This is a genomic window from Halolamina sp. C58 (genome assembly GCF_051195095.1).
In the GTDB taxonomy this organism is placed as follows: domain Archaea; phylum Halobacteriota; class Halobacteria; order Halobacteriales; family Haloferacaceae; genus Halolamina.
Genome location: NZ_JBNTJY010000001.1, coordinates 601,280 through 617,478 on the forward strand (window position 1 = coordinate 601,280; position 16,199 = coordinate 617,478).

The 16,199-nt window shown below is 69.5% G+C and carries 17 protein-coding genes; 9 read left to right on the plus strand and 8 right to left on the minus strand.

Going from position 1 to position 16,199, the window contains the following annotated elements:
- The first annotated feature begins 96 nt into the window (after nt 1-96).
- Nucleotides 97-1,047, plus strand: a complete 951-nt coding sequence (locus tag ACQUSM_RS03155) for an ABC transporter permease (RefSeq protein WP_435115643.1) — start codon at nt 97-99, stop codon at nt 1,045-1,047.
- A 66-nt stretch (nt 1,048-1,113) separates the two neighbouring features.
- Here the strand turns inward: ACQUSM_RS03155 and ACQUSM_RS03160 are convergent, their stop codons facing one another.
- From ACQUSM_RS03160 to ACQUSM_RS03175, 4 genes are all read right to left on the minus strand, one after another.
- A complete protein-coding gene (locus ACQUSM_RS03160) occupies nt 1,114-1,569 on the minus strand; it encodes a ferritin-like domain-containing protein (RefSeq protein ID WP_435115645.1) in 456 nt (151 codons plus the stop codon).
- A 74-nt stretch (nt 1,570-1,643) separates the two neighbouring features.
- Complete coding sequence (locus ACQUSM_RS03165; protein ID WP_435115647.1) at nt 1,644-2,816, minus strand: mandelate racemase family protein; 1,173 nt, start codon at nt 2,814-2,816, stop codon at nt 1,644-1,646.
- A 67-nt stretch (nt 2,817-2,883) separates the two neighbouring features.
- Nucleotides 2,884-3,753 carry an MBL fold metallo-hydrolase gene (locus tag ACQUSM_RS03170; protein ID WP_435115649.1) on the minus strand — a complete coding sequence of 290 codons (870 nt, stop codon included), beginning with the start codon at nt 3,751-3,753 and terminating at the stop codon, nt 2,884-2,886.
- Nucleotides 3,754-3,806: 53 nt separating this feature from the next.
- The gene (locus tag ACQUSM_RS03175) at nt 3,807-5,243 is read right to left on the minus strand and encodes an aldehyde dehydrogenase family protein (RefSeq protein ID WP_435115651.1); all 1,437 of its coding nucleotides are present in this window, start codon (nt 5,241-5,243) and stop codon (nt 3,807-3,809) included.
- A gap of 88 nt (nt 5,244-5,331) precedes the next feature.
- On the opposite strand from ACQUSM_RS03175, the gene ACQUSM_RS03180 reads away from it, so the two are divergent.
- Nucleotides 5,332-6,195, plus strand: a complete 864-nt coding sequence (locus ACQUSM_RS03180) for a fumarylacetoacetate hydrolase family protein (protein WP_435115653.1) — start codon at nt 5,332-5,334, stop codon at nt 6,193-6,195.
- Nucleotides 6,196-6,442: 247 nt separating this feature from the next.
- On the plus strand, nt 6,443-7,840 hold the full coding sequence (locus ACQUSM_RS03185) for a LamG-like jellyroll fold domain-containing protein (protein ID WP_435115655.1): 1,398 nt from the start codon (nt 6,443-6,445) through the stop codon (nt 7,838-7,840).
- Nucleotides 7,841-7,843: 3 nt separating this feature from the next.
- Here ACQUSM_RS03185 and ACQUSM_RS03190 read toward each other — a convergent pair whose 3' ends face one another.
- Nucleotides 7,844-8,674, minus strand: coding sequence for a hypothetical protein (locus tag ACQUSM_RS03190; protein WP_435115657.1), 831 nt, complete (start codon nt 8,672-8,674; stop codon nt 7,844-7,846).
- Between the two features lie 79 nt (nt 8,675-8,753).
- Here ACQUSM_RS03190 and ACQUSM_RS03195 point away from each other — a divergent pair, with 79 nt between their 5' ends.
- Together ACQUSM_RS03195 and moaC are read left to right on the plus strand one after the other, a co-directional pair.
- Nucleotides 8,754-10,199 carry an NAD(P)H-hydrate epimerase gene (locus ACQUSM_RS03195; protein WP_435115659.1) on the plus strand — a complete coding sequence of 482 codons (1,446 nt, stop codon included), beginning with the start codon at nt 8,754-8,756 and terminating at the stop codon, nt 10,197-10,199.
- Nucleotides 10,192-10,731, plus strand: a complete 540-nt coding sequence (gene moaC, locus ACQUSM_RS03200) for a cyclic pyranopterin monophosphate synthase MoaC (protein ID WP_435115661.1) — start codon at nt 10,192-10,194, stop codon at nt 10,729-10,731. The genes ACQUSM_RS03195 and moaC overlap by 8 nt, the downstream gene beginning before the upstream one ends.
- A 43-nt stretch (nt 10,732-10,774) precedes the next feature.
- Here the strand turns inward: moaC and ACQUSM_RS03205 are convergent, their stop codons facing one another.
- The 3 genes from ACQUSM_RS03205 to ACQUSM_RS03215 form a co-directional block, all read right to left on the minus strand.
- On the minus strand, nt 10,775-11,236 hold the full coding sequence (locus ACQUSM_RS03205) for a universal stress protein (protein ID WP_435115663.1): 462 nt from the start codon (nt 11,234-11,236) through the stop codon (nt 10,775-10,777).
- Between the two features lie 58 nt (nt 11,237-11,294).
- On the minus strand, nt 11,295-12,602 hold the full coding sequence (gene hflX, locus ACQUSM_RS03210; protein WP_435118272.1) for a GTPase HflX: 1,308 nt from the start codon (nt 12,600-12,602) through the stop codon (nt 11,295-11,297).
- A gap of 96 nt (nt 12,603-12,698) precedes the next feature.
- A complete protein-coding gene (locus tag ACQUSM_RS03215; RefSeq protein ID WP_435115665.1) occupies nt 12,699-13,046 on the minus strand; it encodes a thioredoxin family protein in 348 nt (115 codons plus the stop codon).
- Nucleotides 13,047-13,168: 122 nt separating this feature from the next.
- Between ACQUSM_RS03215 and ACQUSM_RS03220 the strand changes: the two genes are divergently transcribed.
- The 4 genes from ACQUSM_RS03220 to arsB all read left to right on the plus strand — a co-directional run bounded on the left by ACQUSM_RS03220 (nt 13,169) and on the right by arsB (nt 16,199).
- Complete coding sequence (locus ACQUSM_RS03220) at nt 13,169-13,480, plus strand: ASCH domain-containing protein (RefSeq protein ID WP_435115667.1); 312 nt, start codon at nt 13,169-13,171, stop codon at nt 13,478-13,480.
- An 81-nt stretch (nt 13,481-13,561) separates the two neighbouring features.
- Nucleotides 13,562-14,689: a type IV pilin gene (locus ACQUSM_RS03225; RefSeq protein ID WP_435115669.1), complete on the plus strand. Its 1,128-nt coding sequence runs from the start codon at nt 13,562-13,564 to the stop codon at nt 14,687-14,689.
- A gap of 80 nt (nt 14,690-14,769) precedes the next feature.
- Nucleotides 14,770-15,150: an ArsR/SmtB family transcription factor gene (locus tag ACQUSM_RS03230; protein WP_435115671.1), complete on the plus strand. Its 381-nt coding sequence runs from the start codon at nt 14,770-14,772 to the stop codon at nt 15,148-15,150.
- The gene (gene arsB / locus ACQUSM_RS03235) at nt 15,147-16,199 is read left to right on the plus strand and encodes an ACR3 family arsenite efflux transporter (RefSeq protein ID WP_435115673.1); all 1,053 of its coding nucleotides are present in this window, start codon (nt 15,147-15,149) and stop codon (nt 16,197-16,199) included. The genes ACQUSM_RS03230 and arsB overlap by 4 nt, the downstream gene beginning before the upstream one ends.

The window sequence follows — 16,199 nt, forward strand, 5'->3', positions numbered from 1 at the left end:
GCTGCGACCCTGAAAGTCACAGGAAACTTTATCCGACTTTCTGCTGCAGATGATGCCGATGCCCTCCGACGAACGACCCGTGATCGGGTGGTCCCCGTGAGCTACGTCAGCTACCTCCTCCGGCGGTTCGCGTTCGCCGTCTTCTCGGTGTACGCCGCCGCGACGGCGATGTTCGCGTTCACGATCCTCCAGATGCGGGTGATCCTCCGCCAGCAGCTCGCGCTCCTGCGGTGGCAGGGGGCGAGCGAACGGGAGATCGAGCGCTTCCGCGAGGCGTATCTCGCCCGGCGCGGGCTGGATCGACCCCTCTACGAGCACTACGTCGACTGGCTGGTCGACCTCACGACGCTGGAGTGGGGGCAGTCGATCGCGTACGGCGAGCCGGTCGCGGCCGTGCTCGACGGGCGGGTGGTGACGACGCTCGAGTACGTGGTTCCCGGCGTCCTGATCGCCGTCGCCCTCGGGGTGCCGCTGGGCGTGCTCGCGGCGTTCGAGAAGGAGGGCGCCGTCGACTGGGGCGCCCGGCTGAGCACGTACGCGCTGCTCGGTATCCCCGTGTTCATGCTGATCACGTACGTCCTCGCGGTCGTCTCGCCCGTCCGGGCCGGCCCGGCCGCCGGAGGTGGCCCGTTCGTCCACCCGCAGGTGATCGCCGCCGTCGCGGTCGCGGCGAGCCTGCTGGCCGGGCAGCTCCGGTTCAGTCGGTCGGCCGTGCTCGATCAGACGGGCCGTGAGTTCGTGAAGATGCTTCGAGCGAAGGGGATCTCCCGCCTCACGCTCGTCAAGCACGTGCTCCGGAACGCGGCGCTGCCGATCGTCTCCCTGTCGCTGAGCGAGCTGCTCGCGGTGCTCGTGTTGAACATCTACGTGATCGAGAACGTGCTCCCGATCGACGGGCTCGCCCGCGCGAGCCTCGTCGCGGTCGATCAGGGCGACATGTCGCTCGTGACGTGGACGACGCTGGTGATCGTGTTCCTCGGGATCGCCGGCAGCTTCCTGCAGGACGTGCTGTACGGCTACCTCGATCCGCAGGTCTCCGTCGAGTGATGGGCGTCGAGCAAAAACGAACGTCGGGTGAAAAACGAAACTGGTGACGCGCGCCGCTTCCCCCCGTTAGTCCTGCTGGTACTCCTTCTCGAAGCCGCGGAACTCGGTGCGGTGGGCCTCCTCGTCGGCGAGGATGGTGACTGCGAGATCCTCCGTCACCGGGTCGTCGGCGGCCTCGGCGGCGTCGATCAGTTCGCGGTAGGTGTCGATGGCGTCCTCCTCGGCGTCGAGCACGCCACGGATCACCGAGAGCACGTCCGTCGAGTCCTCGGGCGGCTGGAGGGAGTCCTGCCGCGCGACGAAGTCGGCGGAGCTCGGCGGTCGGGCGTCGAGCTGTTTGAGACGGTTACCCAGCTGCTCGGCGTGGGTTAGCTCCTCTTGGATGTCGGTCTGGAGGCTCTCCTTGATCTCCTCGGCGCGGACGCCGTCGAGCACGATGGCGTTGGTCTGGTAGTTCATCACCGTCTCCATCTCGTCGCCGTACGCCTTGCGCAGCAGGTCGATGACTTTCTCGGAGCTCATGCACTCCGAGTTGTACCTCTCGGGCGATATATCCGTCGGCGACTCTCCCGAACCGGGAGCGTCGATCGCGGGAGCTACTCGTACGTGTGGACCTCGCCCGTCGTGTTCTCCTCGATGTACGCCCAGTCGTAGTCGACGCCCAGCCCCGGCCCCTCCGGCACCGAGACAGTCCCGCCTTCGACGGCCGCCATCATGTCGGAGTAGCCGCCCTCGTACACCGGCGGCTGGGTGTTCTGACAGTACGGGTGGACCAGCGCCATCTCGTAGTAGTTGGAGTTGCGGCAGGCGGCGATGCAGTGGCGCTGGGCCGGCCCGGGCGCGTGGAACTCGATGTCGAGCCCGAACGCCTCCGCGACGCGGGCGACCTTGATCGCGCCCGTGATCCCGGCGTCGTACTCCGGATCCGCCCGGAGGAAGTCCGTCGCGTCGTTCGCGGCGAAGTCCGACTTGAGTTCGAGCCCGCGGACGTGCTCGGTCTGGAGGATCGGCGTGTCGAGCTTCTGGGAGAGCTTGCGGTGGGCGTGCTGGGAGATGCCGCCGTCGCGGAACGGGTCCTCGTACCAGAAGAACTCCTGTTCGTCACACGCCTTCCCGAGTTCGAGTGCGTCGGCGAACGTCTCCAGTTCGCAGGCGGGGTCGTGCATCAGGTCCATCTCGTCGCCGACGCGCTCGCCGACCGCGTGGACCGCCTCGACCTCGCGATCGAGATCACGGGAGGCGTCGCCGCCGCCCCAGCCGTGGATCTTGAAGCCGCCGAACCCGGCGTCGCGACACTCCTCGGCGAAGTCCGCGAACGCTTCGGGGGAGTCCAGCCCGCCGGCGTCGTCGCCGTGGTACGTCGACGCGTAGGCGGGGATCTCGGTGCGGTACGTGCCCAGCAGCTCGTGGATCGGCGCGTCGTAGTACTTGCCCGCGAAGTCCCACAGCGCGATGTCGATGGGGCCCATCCCCATCCGGTCGTACTTCCGGAGCGCGCGTTTGATCTCCGACCAGTGTTTCTCGCGTTCGAGCGGGTCCTTTCCGATCAGATACTTCGCGATGATGTTGTACTGCGCCGCCGCCGGGGAGTTCCCGCCGACGTACTCGCCGGTGATCCCCTCGTCGGTGTGGATCTTCACGCCGAACAGCTTGCGGTAGGTGGTCTCGCCCGGCTCGTAGACGAGGTTGAAGCCGTGTTCGTCGGTCCCCACGTCCTCCAAGGGGTACTCGAACTCGCGGCTCTCGATCTTCGTGATCGTGGGTGCCATGCCGTCTCCCTCCGCGGGCGCGCCCCTAAAACCCCTCCAACCCCGGCGACCCGCGAAGCGCCGCGGGCTACCGACCGTCGAGCGCGCCCATGCGCTGGATCCCGGGCTCGTCGAGCCGGAACGCACAGCCGACGTGGGGCACGTCGAGCACCCGCGGGTAGCGGAACGAGGTCGCGTGTTCGTGGAGCACCTTCGGGTCAGCGCCGACGCCCTGCCACATGTCGTGGTGGGTCGGGAGCAGTCGATCGAGTTCCAGTTGGTTCGCCGCCTCGATCACCTGATTCTCGTCCATGTACCAGCGCGTCCGCTCGCCGTGGCCCGACTCGGGTTCGTAGATGTTCCCGACCGAACCGAACGCGAGCGCGCCCACGTCGACGTCGAACTCCGCGGCGATCTCCGGGAACGCCTCGACTGCCGGCCGGCTGTCGCCGGCGTGGAGGAACGTGCCCGAGTCGTGTTCGACGACGTAGCTCACGGGCTCGATCGCGTCGGGGTCGTTCGCCCCCCGGACGTGGACGGTGAAGTCGCCGACTTCGAACGTCTCGCCCGCCGCGATCACGTGCTTCTGCTCGTCGGGGGCGTCGAGGTCGCCGTCGTAGTCCGGCGACTCGTAGGACGCCGCGGGCGCGTAGAGGTCGGCGTCGAGATCGTTCACCAGCGGGCCGTAGGAGGGCGGGTGCATGTGGTCGATGTGCTCGTGGGTGACGAGCACCGCGTCGCACTCGCTGGCGTCGGAAGGGTCGATCGGCACCGGGATCATGCGGACGATGTTCGGCGGGTCGCCGTCGCCGAAGTACGGGTCGACGTAGATCGTCGTCGACGCCGAGCGGAGCACGAACCCGTTACAGCCGAGGTACCAGCCGACCACGCCGTCGCCGGGGTCGGCCGCCTCGATCTCCTCGCGTACGAACCAGTCGCCCCACGTCGAGTGAACCATGGCGGGGCGCTTCGGCGGCGGCCGGCAAAGCGTTGACGCCCGATCGGCGCCGTTCAGTAGCTGTCGTACACCGTCTTCGAGATGGTGTAGAAGTCGAGCCCGGCCTCGCCCTGCTCGCGGAACGTCTCGCTGGAGGAGGCCTTCATCCCGCCGAATGGGACGTGGAGCTCGACGCCGGTGGTCTGCTGATTGACTTTCACCACGCCGGCGTCGATGTCGTCGACGAAGCTGTTGGCCTCGGTGTGGTCGTCAGTGACGATGCCAGCCGAGAGGCCGTACTCCACGTCGTTCGCGGCGTCGAGCGCCTCGTCGTAGCCGCTCACGGGGATCACCGACAGCACCGGCCCGAAGATCTCCTCCTGAGCCAGCCGGCTGTCGTTGTCGACGTCCGAGAACACCGTCGGCTCGACGAAGTACCCCTTGCGGTCGAGCGCGTCGCCGCCGGTTTCGAGGGTCGCCCCCTCCTCCTGCCCGACCTCGACGTACTCCAGCGTGCTCTCGAGCTCGTCCTTGCTGACCTGCGGGCCCATGTCGCCGCCTTCGAGGCCGTTACCGGGCTCGATCCCCGCGGCCTGCTCGACGATCGCCTCGACGAACTCGTCGTACACGTCCTCGTAGACGATCGCCCGGGAACAGGCGGTACAGGCCTGTCCCGTCACGCCGAATGCGCCCCAGGAGACGATCTTGGCCGCTTTCTCTACGTCCGCCGAGTCCGAGACGACGGTGGGGTTCTTCCCACCCATCTCCAGTTGGACGCGCTTGCCGTCCTCGGTCGCGGTGTCGTAGACGATGTCGCCCACCGCGGCGCTCCCGGTGAACGAGACGGCGTCGACGGCCTCGTGGCCGGCGACCACGTCGCCGACCTCGCCGCCGGGACCGGTGACGACGTTGAGCGCGCCGTCGGGGAGGCCGGCCTCGTCGAGCGCCTCGGCGATCTCGTGAGTCGGGCCGGGCGCGAGCGTCGCGGGCTTGATCACCGCGGTCGTCCCCGCCGCCAGCGCGGGCGCGATCTTCCACGCCGGGATCGCGATGGGGTAGTTCCACGGCGTGATCAGCCCGGCGACCCCCACGGGCTCCTGCTTCGTTCGGAGCACCGTGTCGCTGCCGCTGGCGCTCTTGACCTCGCCGCCGATGTCGCGGGCCTTCGAGCCGTAGTAGTCGAAGATGTCGATCGCGCGCTGGACCTCGCCGCCGGCCTCGCGCTCGGTCTTCCCCTCCTCGCGCACCAGCAGTTCGGTCAGTTCGTCTTTCTTGTCGGCGAGGATGCCGCTCGCCCGCGAGAGGATCCGTCCCCGCTTCGGCGCGGGCGTGTCGCCCCACTCGTCGGTGGCCGCCGCCGCGGCCTCGACCGCACGTTCGGCGTCCGCCGCCCCGGACTTGGGGTAGGTGCCGACGACCTGATCGGGGTTGGCGGGGTCGTGCGTGTCGAACGTGTCGCCGCTCTCGGCGTCGATCCACTCGCCGTCGATGAGGTTCGATCTGCTCGCCATACCCGCCCGTTGTCGCGGTTGGGGGATAACCCTTTACGCTGCGGCCCGCCCCCGGAGATTTATACCGTCCACGCGCCCCAGTCCCCGCATGCGCTACTACCGCCACGAGCGCGACGGCGACGCCCACCTGCTCGCCGTCGCCGACGGCGAAGCCCGCGACCTGACGGCGATCAAACCCCGGCTGGGGTCGTTCCGCGACCTCGCCGCGGCCGCCGACGTGGCGAACAGCGGCGTCGACGCGCTGGCCGCCGACCTGTTCGCCAACGCGCCGGTCGTCGAGTTCTCCGTCGTCGAACTCGAACGTCCCGTCGCGCCCGAGGAGGTGTGGGCCGCCGGCGTCACCTACGAGATCAGCGAACAGGCCCGCGAGGAGGAGAGCGGGATGGCCGACGTGTACCTCGACGTGTACGACGCCGAGCGCCCGGAGATCTTCTTCAAGGCGACGCCGAGCCGGACGGTCGGCCCCGGCGGCGCGATCGGCGTCCGCGGCGACTCCGACTGGAACGTCCCCGAGCCCGAACTGGGGCTCGTGCTGTACGACGGCGAGATCGTCGGCTACACGGTCGGCAACGACGTGAGCAGCCGGGATATCGAGGGCGAGAACCCACTCTACCTCCCGCAGGCGAAAGTGTACGATCGCTGCTGCTCGATCGGCCCCTGCGTCGTCGGCGCGGGCAGCGTTCCGGACCCCCACGACCTCGGGATGTCGATGCGCATCGAACGCGACGGCGAAACCGTGTACGACGACGCCACCTCGACCGCGGAGATGGCCCGCACCTGCGAGGAGCTCGCCGACTGGTGGCGCGCTCACGACGCGGTGCCGGAGCTGGGCGTGCTGCTCACCGGCACCTCGCTGGTTCCCGAGGGGGAGTTCACGCTCAGTCCCGGCGACACGGTCCGCATCGACATCGAGGGGATCGGGGAGCTGGTGAACCCCGTCATCGAAGTCTGAGCGGCGCGCTGGTTGGGGGTTCCGACGAGATCAGGAACCAAATCGGCCACGGACGCGGACCGCTCCGTGTCACGCTGTGTGACTGGTCCATCGGGTCCGCCAGTGGAGCGACTCCGGCCGTGGCCTCGGTCGACCATCGGCGCTTCCGGCGGGATAGTTCACGGGGCGACGGAGTTCGTCACCTCGTGGGCGAACGTCAACGCGCTTATACGCCTCCGGCTCCCGCTTGCGGTCGTTCGGTTCTCACATGACGACCATCCTCGACACTGCGCGGCGCCGGGCGACGATACTCGACTACTTGCGGGACGGCCCGCTCGACAAGCGCGACCTGCTGGATCGCGTCGCCGCCTCGCGGTCGACGATCGACCGCGCGACCGAGGAACTGCTCGACTGCGGGCTGGTGCGGGCAGTCGACGGCGGGTACGAGACCACGCTCGCGGGCGTGCTGGCGCTCGAGCAGTCCCGGGCGTACGACCGCGACGCCGACGCCATCGCGACGGCGGCGCCCGCGCTGACGCCGCTGTGGAAGGAGTCCGAGATCGACGTGGCGTTCCTCCGGGACGCGGACGTGTCGCTGGCCGCCGACGACGACGCCGTCCGACTGCTCGCGGAGCTCGGCTCGGCGATCCGGAACGCGGACGAGCTCCGGGGGGTGTTCCCCCGGATCGCCCGCCCGGAGCAGCTGGAGACGCTGTACGCGCGGGCGAACGCCGACGCCGACCTCGATCTGGTGTTCTCGGAGTCGCTGTTCGAGACGCTGGCGTCGACGTTCCCGGGGTGGCTCCGCGGGGTCGTGCTCGCGGGGACCGGCCGCGTCGCGGTCGGCCCGGTGCCGGAGTACGGCCTCGTGGTCTGCCGCGCCGGCGACGACTGCGAGGCGTTCCTGCTCACGTACGACGAAGGCCGGCTCCACGGCGTGCTCCGGAGCCGCGGACCCGGGGCGGCGTGGGCCGACGAGCGGGTCGACACGCTCCGCGACGGCGCGACCGACCGATCCGCGCGCATCCGGGCGCTCGACGCGGACCCGGGGTTCACGGGGATCGGTGACGTGACGCCGCCGTTCGGCGGCGTGTCGGCGGTCGCCGAAGGCGACGCCGAGGAGCGGACCGAGGGTCTCCTCTGTGGCGGCTACGCCGTCGACGGCGGGAAGCTCCGAACCCCGGCGTTCGGCGCGGAGGGGGCGTGTACGGTGGCGTTCTGGATGCAGCCGAACGACCCCGACGGCGGCTGGCAGATCCTCCTCAAGTGGGACTACGTCACGATCACTCTCCGACGCGGGGAGCTCCACGGGATGGTGTACGACCCCGACTGCGAGGAGAGGCGCGCCGACACCGCGATCCCCGTCGACCGCATCGACGCGGAACGCTGGCAGCACGTCGCGTACACGTACGACGAGTCCCACGCCCGACTGTACCTCGACGGCGAGCTCGTCGACGAGACCGAGGACGACTACCCGCTCACCGTCGACGAGATCGGGGCGGCGCTGGGCTACCACTACCGCGGCAGGGACACCGGCGTCCACGACCCGACGTACGACGGCCGGCTGTACGACGCACGCCTCTACGATGTCGCGCTCTCGGCCGAAGAGATCGAGCGGCTCGTGACCGCGACCGGGCCGACTGCCCCCGCGTGGGACGGCGAGTGAGCGCTACCCGCCCAGGAACCGCTGGGCGCGCCTCGCGACGGCCGTTCGGAACGCCGACTCGTCGATCGCTCGGTCGCCGCCGAACAGCCGACCGTGTTCCTCGCGGTACACGTCCTCCAGCACGCGATCGCGGAGTTCGTCGACGGTCGGCGCCTGCCCGCGTTCGCGGAGTCGCGTCGCGACGCGCTCGAACCGTCGATCCGTGGCCACCGCGGCCGCCAGCGAGTCGGCGTTCTCGGACGCTATCGAACTCTTGGACTGTGTGAGAATTTCGGAATTTTCGAGCTGTGCACGCCCGGCGCGCTTGTCACGAATCACGACGCCCGCGGCGGGGCCGTCGTACCACGCGGACTCGGGAATCCGGTAGCTGCCGGGGTCGAAGTCGCGGCTGTGGCGCTCGCGCTCGATCGCGTTGGCCGGGTCGAGGCCGAGTCGGTCGAAGATCGTCTCGGTCGCGTCGGGCGGGCGGAACGCGTCCTCGGCGCCGTACACGTCGACGCCGAGAAACGGCGGCAGCCGCTCCCAGTCGTAATCGATCCGCTCGCGGTGGGTCGCCCAGCCGACGAACGTGTGGCTGCCCACGTCGTCGACGGCGCGCCGGAGCGCCGCGCGGTCGAGCCGCTCCCGGACGTGTCGGATCGCGCGACGGCACGGGCGGGGGACCGCGTCGTCGGCGCGGTAGACGCGCTGCTGCCCGCCGAAACGGATCGCGCCCGACTCCCGGAGTTGGAACCGCAGGATCGACCCCTCGACCGCCTCCAGCAGCCAGAGGTGGCCCGCGAACTCGGGCGCTGCCTCGTCGCCGACGGCGGGGATTGGCGGGTACTGCTGCACGGATGGGCTCGAACGGCCGTGCGGGTATGCGTTCCGGCGGCCCACCACCCTTAATCCGGGCCACACCGAACCCCTCGGCATGATCACGAGCAGACGCATGGCCGCGGTCGACCGCAACGCCGCGGCGCTGGGCGTGCCGCTCCGGGCGCTGATGGAGTCCTCGGGCAACGCCGTCGCCCGCCGGGTCCGGGAGCTGACGACCCCCGGCGACGCGGTGACGCTGGTCTGTGGCCGGGGGAACAACGGCGGCGACGGGCTCGTCGCGGCGCGCTTCCTCGACGATCGCGAGGTGACGGTGAAGCTGCTGGGTCGCCCCGAGAGCATCACCACCGAGATCGCCCGGGCGAACTGGGCGGCGCTGGAGGCCGCCGGGATCGACGCCGAGAGCGTGACCGACTCCCGCGCGTTCGACCTCGACGACCCCGACCTGATCGTCGACGCGATGCTCGGGACCGGAATCACCGGCGCGCTCCGGGAGCCGACAGCCAGCGCGGCCCGCGCGATCAACGACAGCGCGGCGCCCGTGCTCGCGGTGGACGTGCCCTCGGGCGTCGACGCGGACACGGGCGCGACGCCGGGCGGGGTGGTCGAGGCCGAGCACGTCGTCACGTTCCACGACCTGAAGCCCGGGCTCGCCGAGCACGCCGACGTGACCGTCGCGGACATCGGCATCCCCGCGGCCGCCGAGGAACTGGTCGGCCCGGGCGACGTGGCGGTGCTCGGCGCGGGCGGCAGCCGGAAAGGCGACTCGGGCCGGACGTTCGTGATCGGCGGGGGCCCCTACACCGGCGCACCCGCCCTCGCCGCCGGCGCGTCGCTGTCGGCCGGCGCGGATCTCGCGTTCGTCGCCTGCCCCGCGTCGGTGTTCGAGCCGATCGCGGGCTACTCCGAGGACCTGATCGTCCAGTCCTACGGCGACGACTCCGAGCCCACGGACCACCTCACGCCCGAGCACGTCCCGGACCTCGTCGACACGGCCGAGCGCCACGACGACACGGTGATCCTCGGTCCGGGGCTCGGCCGCCATCCGGAAACCGAAGAGGCCGCCCGGCAGTTCCTCGCCGAGTTCTCGGGCACCGCCGTCGTCGACGCCGACGCGCTCCCGCTCGTGCCGGAGGTCGACACCGACGCGGATCTGGTGCTCACGCCGAACCGCTCCGAGTTGGCGGAGCTGGGCGGCCCCGACGCGGACGACCTCGTGGCGCACGCCGACGAGATCCGAGCGCTCGCGGTCGACCTCGGCCACACGATCCTCGCGAAGGGCGCCGTCGACGTGATCACCGACGGCGAGTCGGTGCGGCGCTGTCGGGCCGGGACGCCGGGGATGACCGTCGGCGGCACCGGCGACACGCTCGCGGGCGTCGTCGCCGCGCTGCTCGCCCGCGCGGAGCCGTTCGAGGCGGCCTGCGTCGGCAGCTACGTCAACGGCCGCGCCGCAGAGATGCTCGACCGGGGTGACGGTCTGCGCGCGACCGAACTCCAAGAGACCATCCCGACGGCGCTCCAAGGGGGGGACGATGAGTGAGAACGACGACGTAGCCGGCGTGACGCCGGACGACGAACTGACCCACACGACCGACGACGGCGACGTGCAGATGGTCGACGTGGGCGAGAAGCCCGACACCGGCCGGCGAGCGGTCGCTCGCGGGGAGATCAGCCTCGCCGAGTCGACCGTCGACGCTGTCCGCGCCGACGAGATCGGGAAGGGGGACGTGCTCGCGACCGCCCGTATCGGCGCGATTCAGGCGGTCAAGCACACGTGGGAGACGATCCCGATGTGCCACCAGATTCCGATCACCAACGTCGACACCGAGTTCGCGGTCGACGACGACCGGATCGAACTCGAGGTCGCGGTCGAGACGACCGGGAAGACCGGTTGCGAGATGGAGGCGCTACAGGGTGTGACGACCGGGCTGAACGTCGTCTGGGACATGGTGAAAGCCGCCGAGAAGGAAGTCGTCGAGGAGTCCGACGAGGCGGAAGCGAGCGGCTACCCGGGGACGGAGATCTCGGGGGTCGAGGTCGTCTCGAAGGAGAAACGGGAGCTGTCGGAGTAGCGCGTCGACGGTGGCACTCGCGGTGGGGCTCGTCGAACGCGCGTTACGACTCCTCGCCCGCGAACTCCGGGTGGACGTTTCGGATGATCGCGATGTCGTAGGCGCCCTCGAACGCCACGCGGCCGCCGACGCTCGTGGTGCCGATCATGCTGTGGCCCGCGTTCTCGCTGCCGATGAAGATCGCCACCGTGCCCCGGTTCCGGGCGAACCGACGGATCCGACTCGAGATCGTTCCCGACGAGGCGTACCTGTCCACGAGAAGGTGTTCGAAATCGATGTCGGGATCGACCGCCGCGACCTGTTCGCGGAGGTGTGACACGACCGTCTCCTCGTCGAACGTCTCCTCCTCGGAGATCCAGCCGTTCTCCCGTGCGTACTCCGTGTTGTGTCTCGGGATGACCGCGACCGCGACCGGGCTCTCGTCGTACAGTTCCGACGCCCGTTCGGCGTGTAACAGCGCCGTCTTCGAGAGCGCCGAGCCGTCGAACGGAACAATGACCACCATGGGTGTACGCAGGCGACACCCAATAAACGGTTTCCGGAACGGATGAACGCGGGCTCGGTCAGGCCTCGGGCGTCGCCGGCTCCAGCTCCGCCGCCTTCGAGCGCGCCTTCGAGACGATCATCGGCGGCGCCTCGAACTCGATCACGACCTGCTGGTCGCCGTAGGACTCCTCGTCGACGTTGCCGTTGTCGTGGATCCACGAGACGACGCTCATCGCCTCGTCGGTCACGGGCAGCAGCAGCCGCTCCCGCTCCCAGTCGGGGAGTTCCCGCTCGACGCGCTCGCGCAGGCGGTCGACGTTGTCGCCGGTCTTCCCCGAGACGACGATGGGGTTGGGCGCGAGCCCCGAGAGCGCGCGCTTTCGGCGCTCGATCTCCGGCTCGGAGAGCTTGTCGGCCTTGTTGAACACCGTGACGATCGGCGCCTCGTTGCGGTCCGAGAGCGTGTCGTGGGATGTCACCAGCTTCTGGCGCATCTCCTCGACCGGCTCGGACGCGTCGACGACCAGCAGCACGAGGTCGGCGTAGTACACCGAGTCGAGCGTGGACTTGAACGACTCCACCAGCCAGTGCGGGAGGTCCGAGACGAACCCGACGGTGTCGGTCAGCAGCACCTCTCGCGTGCCGGTATCGGCCTTCCGAGTGGTCGTGCCGAGCGTAGTGAACAGCCGGTCCTCCGATTCGGCGGTCGAGTCGAGATCCGGGTGCTGCTGTTCGTTCTCGTCCACGTCGAGTTCGCTCGCGAGCCGGCGCAGCAGCGTGGACTTCCCGGCGTTGGTGTACCCCGCCAGCGCGACTAGGTCGAACCCCTGATCGCGGCGCTGGGCCCGGCGTTTCTCCTCCTTCTCGGCGATCCGGTCGAGCTCCTCGGAGATGCGGGCGATCTGGTTTTTGATGTCCTGTTCGCGGGACTCGTCGTACTCCCCTAGCCCCATGAACCCGGGGCGCTCGTCGCGCTTCGCGAGGCTGGCTTTGGCCTCGGCTCGCGGGAGCTCGTAGCGCAGCTCCGCGAGTTCGACCTGTAGCTGGGCCTTGCGCGTCTGGGCACGCTGGCCGAACAGCTCGAGGATCAGGGTGAACCGATCGAGCACGTCGACGCCCTCGGGCAGCTTCCCGCCGACGTTGTACGTCTGGAACGGCCCCATCTCGTTGTCGACGACGACGGTGTCGGCGTCGGTCTCCCGAACGAGGGCGGCGAGCTCGTCGACTTTCCCCTCGCCGAAGTGGTAGGCGGCGTCCTGTGTCCGCCGTTGGGTGAGTTCGCCGACGACCTCGTACCCCGCCGAGCGGGTCAGCTCGCTGATCTCCTCGAGGTCGGCCTCGCCTTCGTCGACGCGCTTGGCGACGACGGCGCGATCAGTCGGAATGGCTGTCGGTCACCTCGGTTCCGGTCGCGATCGACGGTTCGTCCATGGTCGACGTTCGTGATCCGTGGGCATGAATCCCGCGGTGGATTCGGTCGTTCACCGCCGCTCTGCGCTGCTGTTCTCGGTCACGAACCCGACGATCGACTCCGTTCCCTCGAAGCCGCTGGCCATCCGGCCGACGACCTCCCCGTTCTCGAACAGCAGCAGCGTCGGGACGCTCTTGATCTCGTACTCCTCGACGAGATCCAGATCGGTCTGGGGGTTCAGCATCGCGACGGTCGCGTCGGTCGCGCGGGCGACGTTGCCCACGACGGGCTCGATCGACTGACAGAGCGTACAGCCCTTGGTGTAGAAGTCGACGAGCACCACGTCGTGCGCGGCGACCAGCTCGTCGAGCTCCTCGCCGGTGTCGAGTCGGTGCGGCTTCTCGAACGCTTCGCTCATACCGGAGAGAGGCGCTGGAGGGGGATATGTCCCGCGCCCGCGGCGGTCTCCGGTCGATCCCGTCGGCCGACCACCGTGCCGGCGCCCGGGAGTATTTACCCCGTGCGACCCCAGATACCCCCATGAGCGAGGCACACGCGGAGACGCTGCTCCCGAGCGAGCGAATGCGCGAACAGGCGCTCGACGGCGACGTGACGCAGATTCACCGCGGGCAGGCGTACGCCGAGGTGGGGGACCGCTTCGAGATCGACGGCACGACGTTCGAGATCGTCGACGTGACCGAGCGCACGCTGGGCGATCTGACCGACGAGGACGCCCGCGCCGAGGGCGCCCGTGACCTCGACCACTACAAGCAGATCCTCGAGATGTCCCACGACGAGTTCGAGTGGGACGACGACGACGAGATCGTCCGGCACCGCTTCGAACGAGTCTGAGACGGCGGACGTTCCACCTGTCCGACGTGTAGGTTCTCGCTACTACCGCTGTTTATATCGGCCGACTCCGTGGCGGGATCTATGCCTCCCGACCCCGAGGACAGGGCGATCTCGCCCGTTATCGGCGCCGTCCTGCTGTTCGCGATCGTGATCATGCTCGCGGCGACCGCGGGCGTGATGGTGCTGGGGTTCAGCGACTCGCTGCGGGCGCCGCCACCGTTCGCGTCGACCGCCGAGGAGGTCGAAGTCGAGGTCCGCGGCAACGAGACCCGGCACACGCTGGAGGTCGTCCACCGCGGCGGCGACCCCGTCGACGCGGCCGCGCTGACGACGCGGATCGCCGTCGGCGATCGGACGATCAGCCTCCCGGCGGCCGAGAGCGACGACGGCGCACTGGCCGACGGCGAGTGGAGCGCCGGGGAGCGGCTCACGCTCGACCTGAACGAGTCGCTGCTCTGTGCCGGCGACGCCGATCGGGCGTCGGTGTCGCTCTCCTACCGCGACGACGGTACCGGCTACGAACTCTCCTCGGAGACGGTGCCGATCGAGCGCGGCCAGTTCGTCATCGACGGGAGCGAGGTCCGGGCGACCGCGCCGTACACGGCGAACGTGAAGTTCGTCGGCACCGGGTGGTCCTCGGCGACCGCCGACGCGCCGGTCAACGTCACCGTGAGCGTCGGCGACACCGTCGAGCACGCGTGGCGGATGGTGGAAGACAGCGACTCTGTCGTCGGCGCGACCGGGGTCTCCCGGCAGGACTCCGGCACGAGCCTCGAAGTGACCGCGGCGGGACGGAAGCCGGAGTACGACTGCATCTGGGGGAACTTCGGCTGTACGCAGGTGGGCTGGCAGTGGACACGCGTCAGCAGCACGGCCAACACCGAGAACGTCCGCGTCTACCGCGACGGCGACGAGGCGCCCGACTTCGGGAGCGCCGACGACCAGCAGTCCGCCGCGGCGTACGTCGACCCCTACCTCGCGGACGGCAACATCAGCCTCGACGACAATCAGGCCATCTACCTGTTCGACTTCAACGAGGACTCCCACGACTACCAAGACGCGGTCGTGTTGGTCTCCTTCTTCACACAGCAAGAACGCAGCGGCGTCTACGAGTCCCGCGGCGAGGACGTGGTGATCTGCCCGCCCGAGACGAAGTCGGCGAGCCCGAACGGTGGGAACGGCGGCGGGAACGGCAACGGAAACAGCTGATCCCGGATCGCCCACACCGACCTATCTGAACCGTCGTTCATACCGAAGCAGCTATCTGAACACTCGCTCAATCGGCGGTCGTGAGCGACACCCAATCGCGCCTGCGACGCCGGCTCGAAAACGAGCTGGGGGAGTGCTGCGACGCCGACGTGCGGGAGCGCCTCACCGAGCTCGACGATCTCGCGGCGTCGGCGAGCGACGGCGACCGCGACGCGTTCGCCGCGCTCGGGAACGAGACGCGCCACCGGCTGACCCGCATCCTCTCGGCGGCCGACGGCGAGCTCTGTGTCTGTGAGCTGGAGCCCGTGGTCGACGTGAGCGAGAGCGCGGTGAGCCACGCGCTCGCGGATCTCGTGGACGCCGGGCTCGCGACCCGGCGGAAGGCGGGGAACTGGCGCTACTACGATAGCACCGACCTCGCGGACGACCTGCTCGCCGTCGCCGACGGGGAGGCCGCGTGAGCGACTCGCTGGGCGTTCTGGACCGCTACCTCACGGTCTGGATCGGCCTCGCCATGCTGCTGGGCGTCGGCATCGGTCGCTTCGCGCCGGGCGTCGTGGACGCGCTGAACGCGGTGACGTGGCACGGGACCAGCCTCCCGATCGCGCTCGGGCTGTTCGTGATGATCTTCCCGATCATGGCCGAGATCGACTACGGGCGCGTGCCCAGAGTGACGCGGACCGCCCGCACGGAGATCGGGCTCACGCTCGCGTTCAACTGGCTGATCGCGCCGTTCGTCATGTACGGGCTCGCGACGCTCTTCCTCGACGGGCGGCCGGAGTTCGTCACGGGGCTGATCCTCGTCGGGATCGCGCCCTGCATCGCGATGGTGCTCGTCTGGAACGAGCTCGCGGCCGGCAATCAGGAGCTCTGTGCGGTCTGTGTCGGCGTCAACAGCCTGCTCCAGATCGCGCTGTTCGTTCCCTACGCCTTCCTGTTCCTGACGGTCATGCGCGGCACCGCAGTCGACGTGTCGATGGCGCTGATCGCCCAGATGGTCGGCGTGTTCCTCGGCCTGCCGCTCGTGCTCGGCTACCTGACCCAGAAAGCCGCGTTCCGCACGATCGGCCGCGAAGCGTACTACGACCGACTGATCCCGCGGATCAGCCCGTTCGGCCTGCTCGGGCTGCTGTTTACCGTGGTCGTGATGTTCGCGCTGAAGGGCGACTACATCGTCGCGAACCCCGGCGAGATCGTGCTGATCGCGGTCCCGCTGCTCCTCTTCTTCGTCGGGCTGTGGGCGCTCGCGTACGGCGCCAGCGCGCTGCTCGGTTTCTCCTACACGGAGAGCGTCAGCGTGGCCTTCACCGCCTCCTCGAACAACTTCGAGCTCGCGATCGCGGTCGCGGTCGCGGTGTTCGGCGTCGGCAGCAACGTCGCGCTCGCGACCGTCGTCGGGCCGCTGATCGAGGTGCCGGTGATGCTCGCGCTGGTCAGGGTCGCGCTGGCGACGAAAGACCGGCTGTTCCCCGACAGCGTCGGCGTGAGCAGCCCGATCACGGGGGACTGA

Coding starts and splice junctions, on each gene's coding strand:
- moaC (WP_435115661.1), top strand. CDS start 10,192: ATGAGTGAGAACGACGACGTAGCCGGCGTGACGCCGGACGACGAACTG.
- ACQUSM_RS03160 (WP_435115645.1), bottom strand. CDS start 1,569: ATGAGCTCCGAGAAAGTCATCGACCTGCTGCGCAAGGCGTACGGCGAC.
- ACQUSM_RS03215 (WP_435115665.1), bottom strand. CDS start 13,046: ATGAGCGAAGCGTTCGAGAAGCCGCACCGACTCGACACCGGCGAGGAG.
- ACQUSM_RS03165 (WP_435115647.1), bottom strand. CDS start 2,816: ATGGCACCCACGATCACGAAGATCGAGAGCCGCGAGTTCGAGTACCCC.
- ACQUSM_RS03225 (WP_435115669.1), top strand. CDS start 13,562: ATGCCTCCCGACCCCGAGGACAGGGCGATCTCGCCCGTTATCGGCGCC.
- ACQUSM_RS03180 (WP_435115653.1), top strand. CDS start 5,332: ATGCGCTACTACCGCCACGAGCGCGACGGCGACGCCCACCTGCTCGCC.
- ACQUSM_RS03185 (WP_435115655.1), top strand. CDS start 6,443: ATGACGACCATCCTCGACACTGCGCGGCGCCGGGCGACGATACTCGAC.
- ACQUSM_RS03195 (WP_435115659.1), top strand. CDS start 8,754: ATGATCACGAGCAGACGCATGGCCGCGGTCGACCGCAACGCCGCGGCG.
- ACQUSM_RS03175 (WP_435115651.1), bottom strand. CDS start 5,243: ATGGCGAGCAGATCGAACCTCATCGACGGCGAGTGGATCGACGCCGAG.
- ACQUSM_RS03205 (WP_435115663.1), bottom strand. CDS start 11,236: ATGGTGGTCATTGTTCCGTTCGACGGCTCGGCGCTCTCGAAGACGGCG.
- ACQUSM_RS03170 (WP_435115649.1), bottom strand. CDS start 3,753: ATGGTTCACTCGACGTGGGGCGACTGGTTCGTACGCGAGGAGATCGAG.
- ACQUSM_RS03220 (WP_435115667.1), top strand. CDS start 13,169: ATGAGCGAGGCACACGCGGAGACGCTGCTCCCGAGCGAGCGAATGCGC.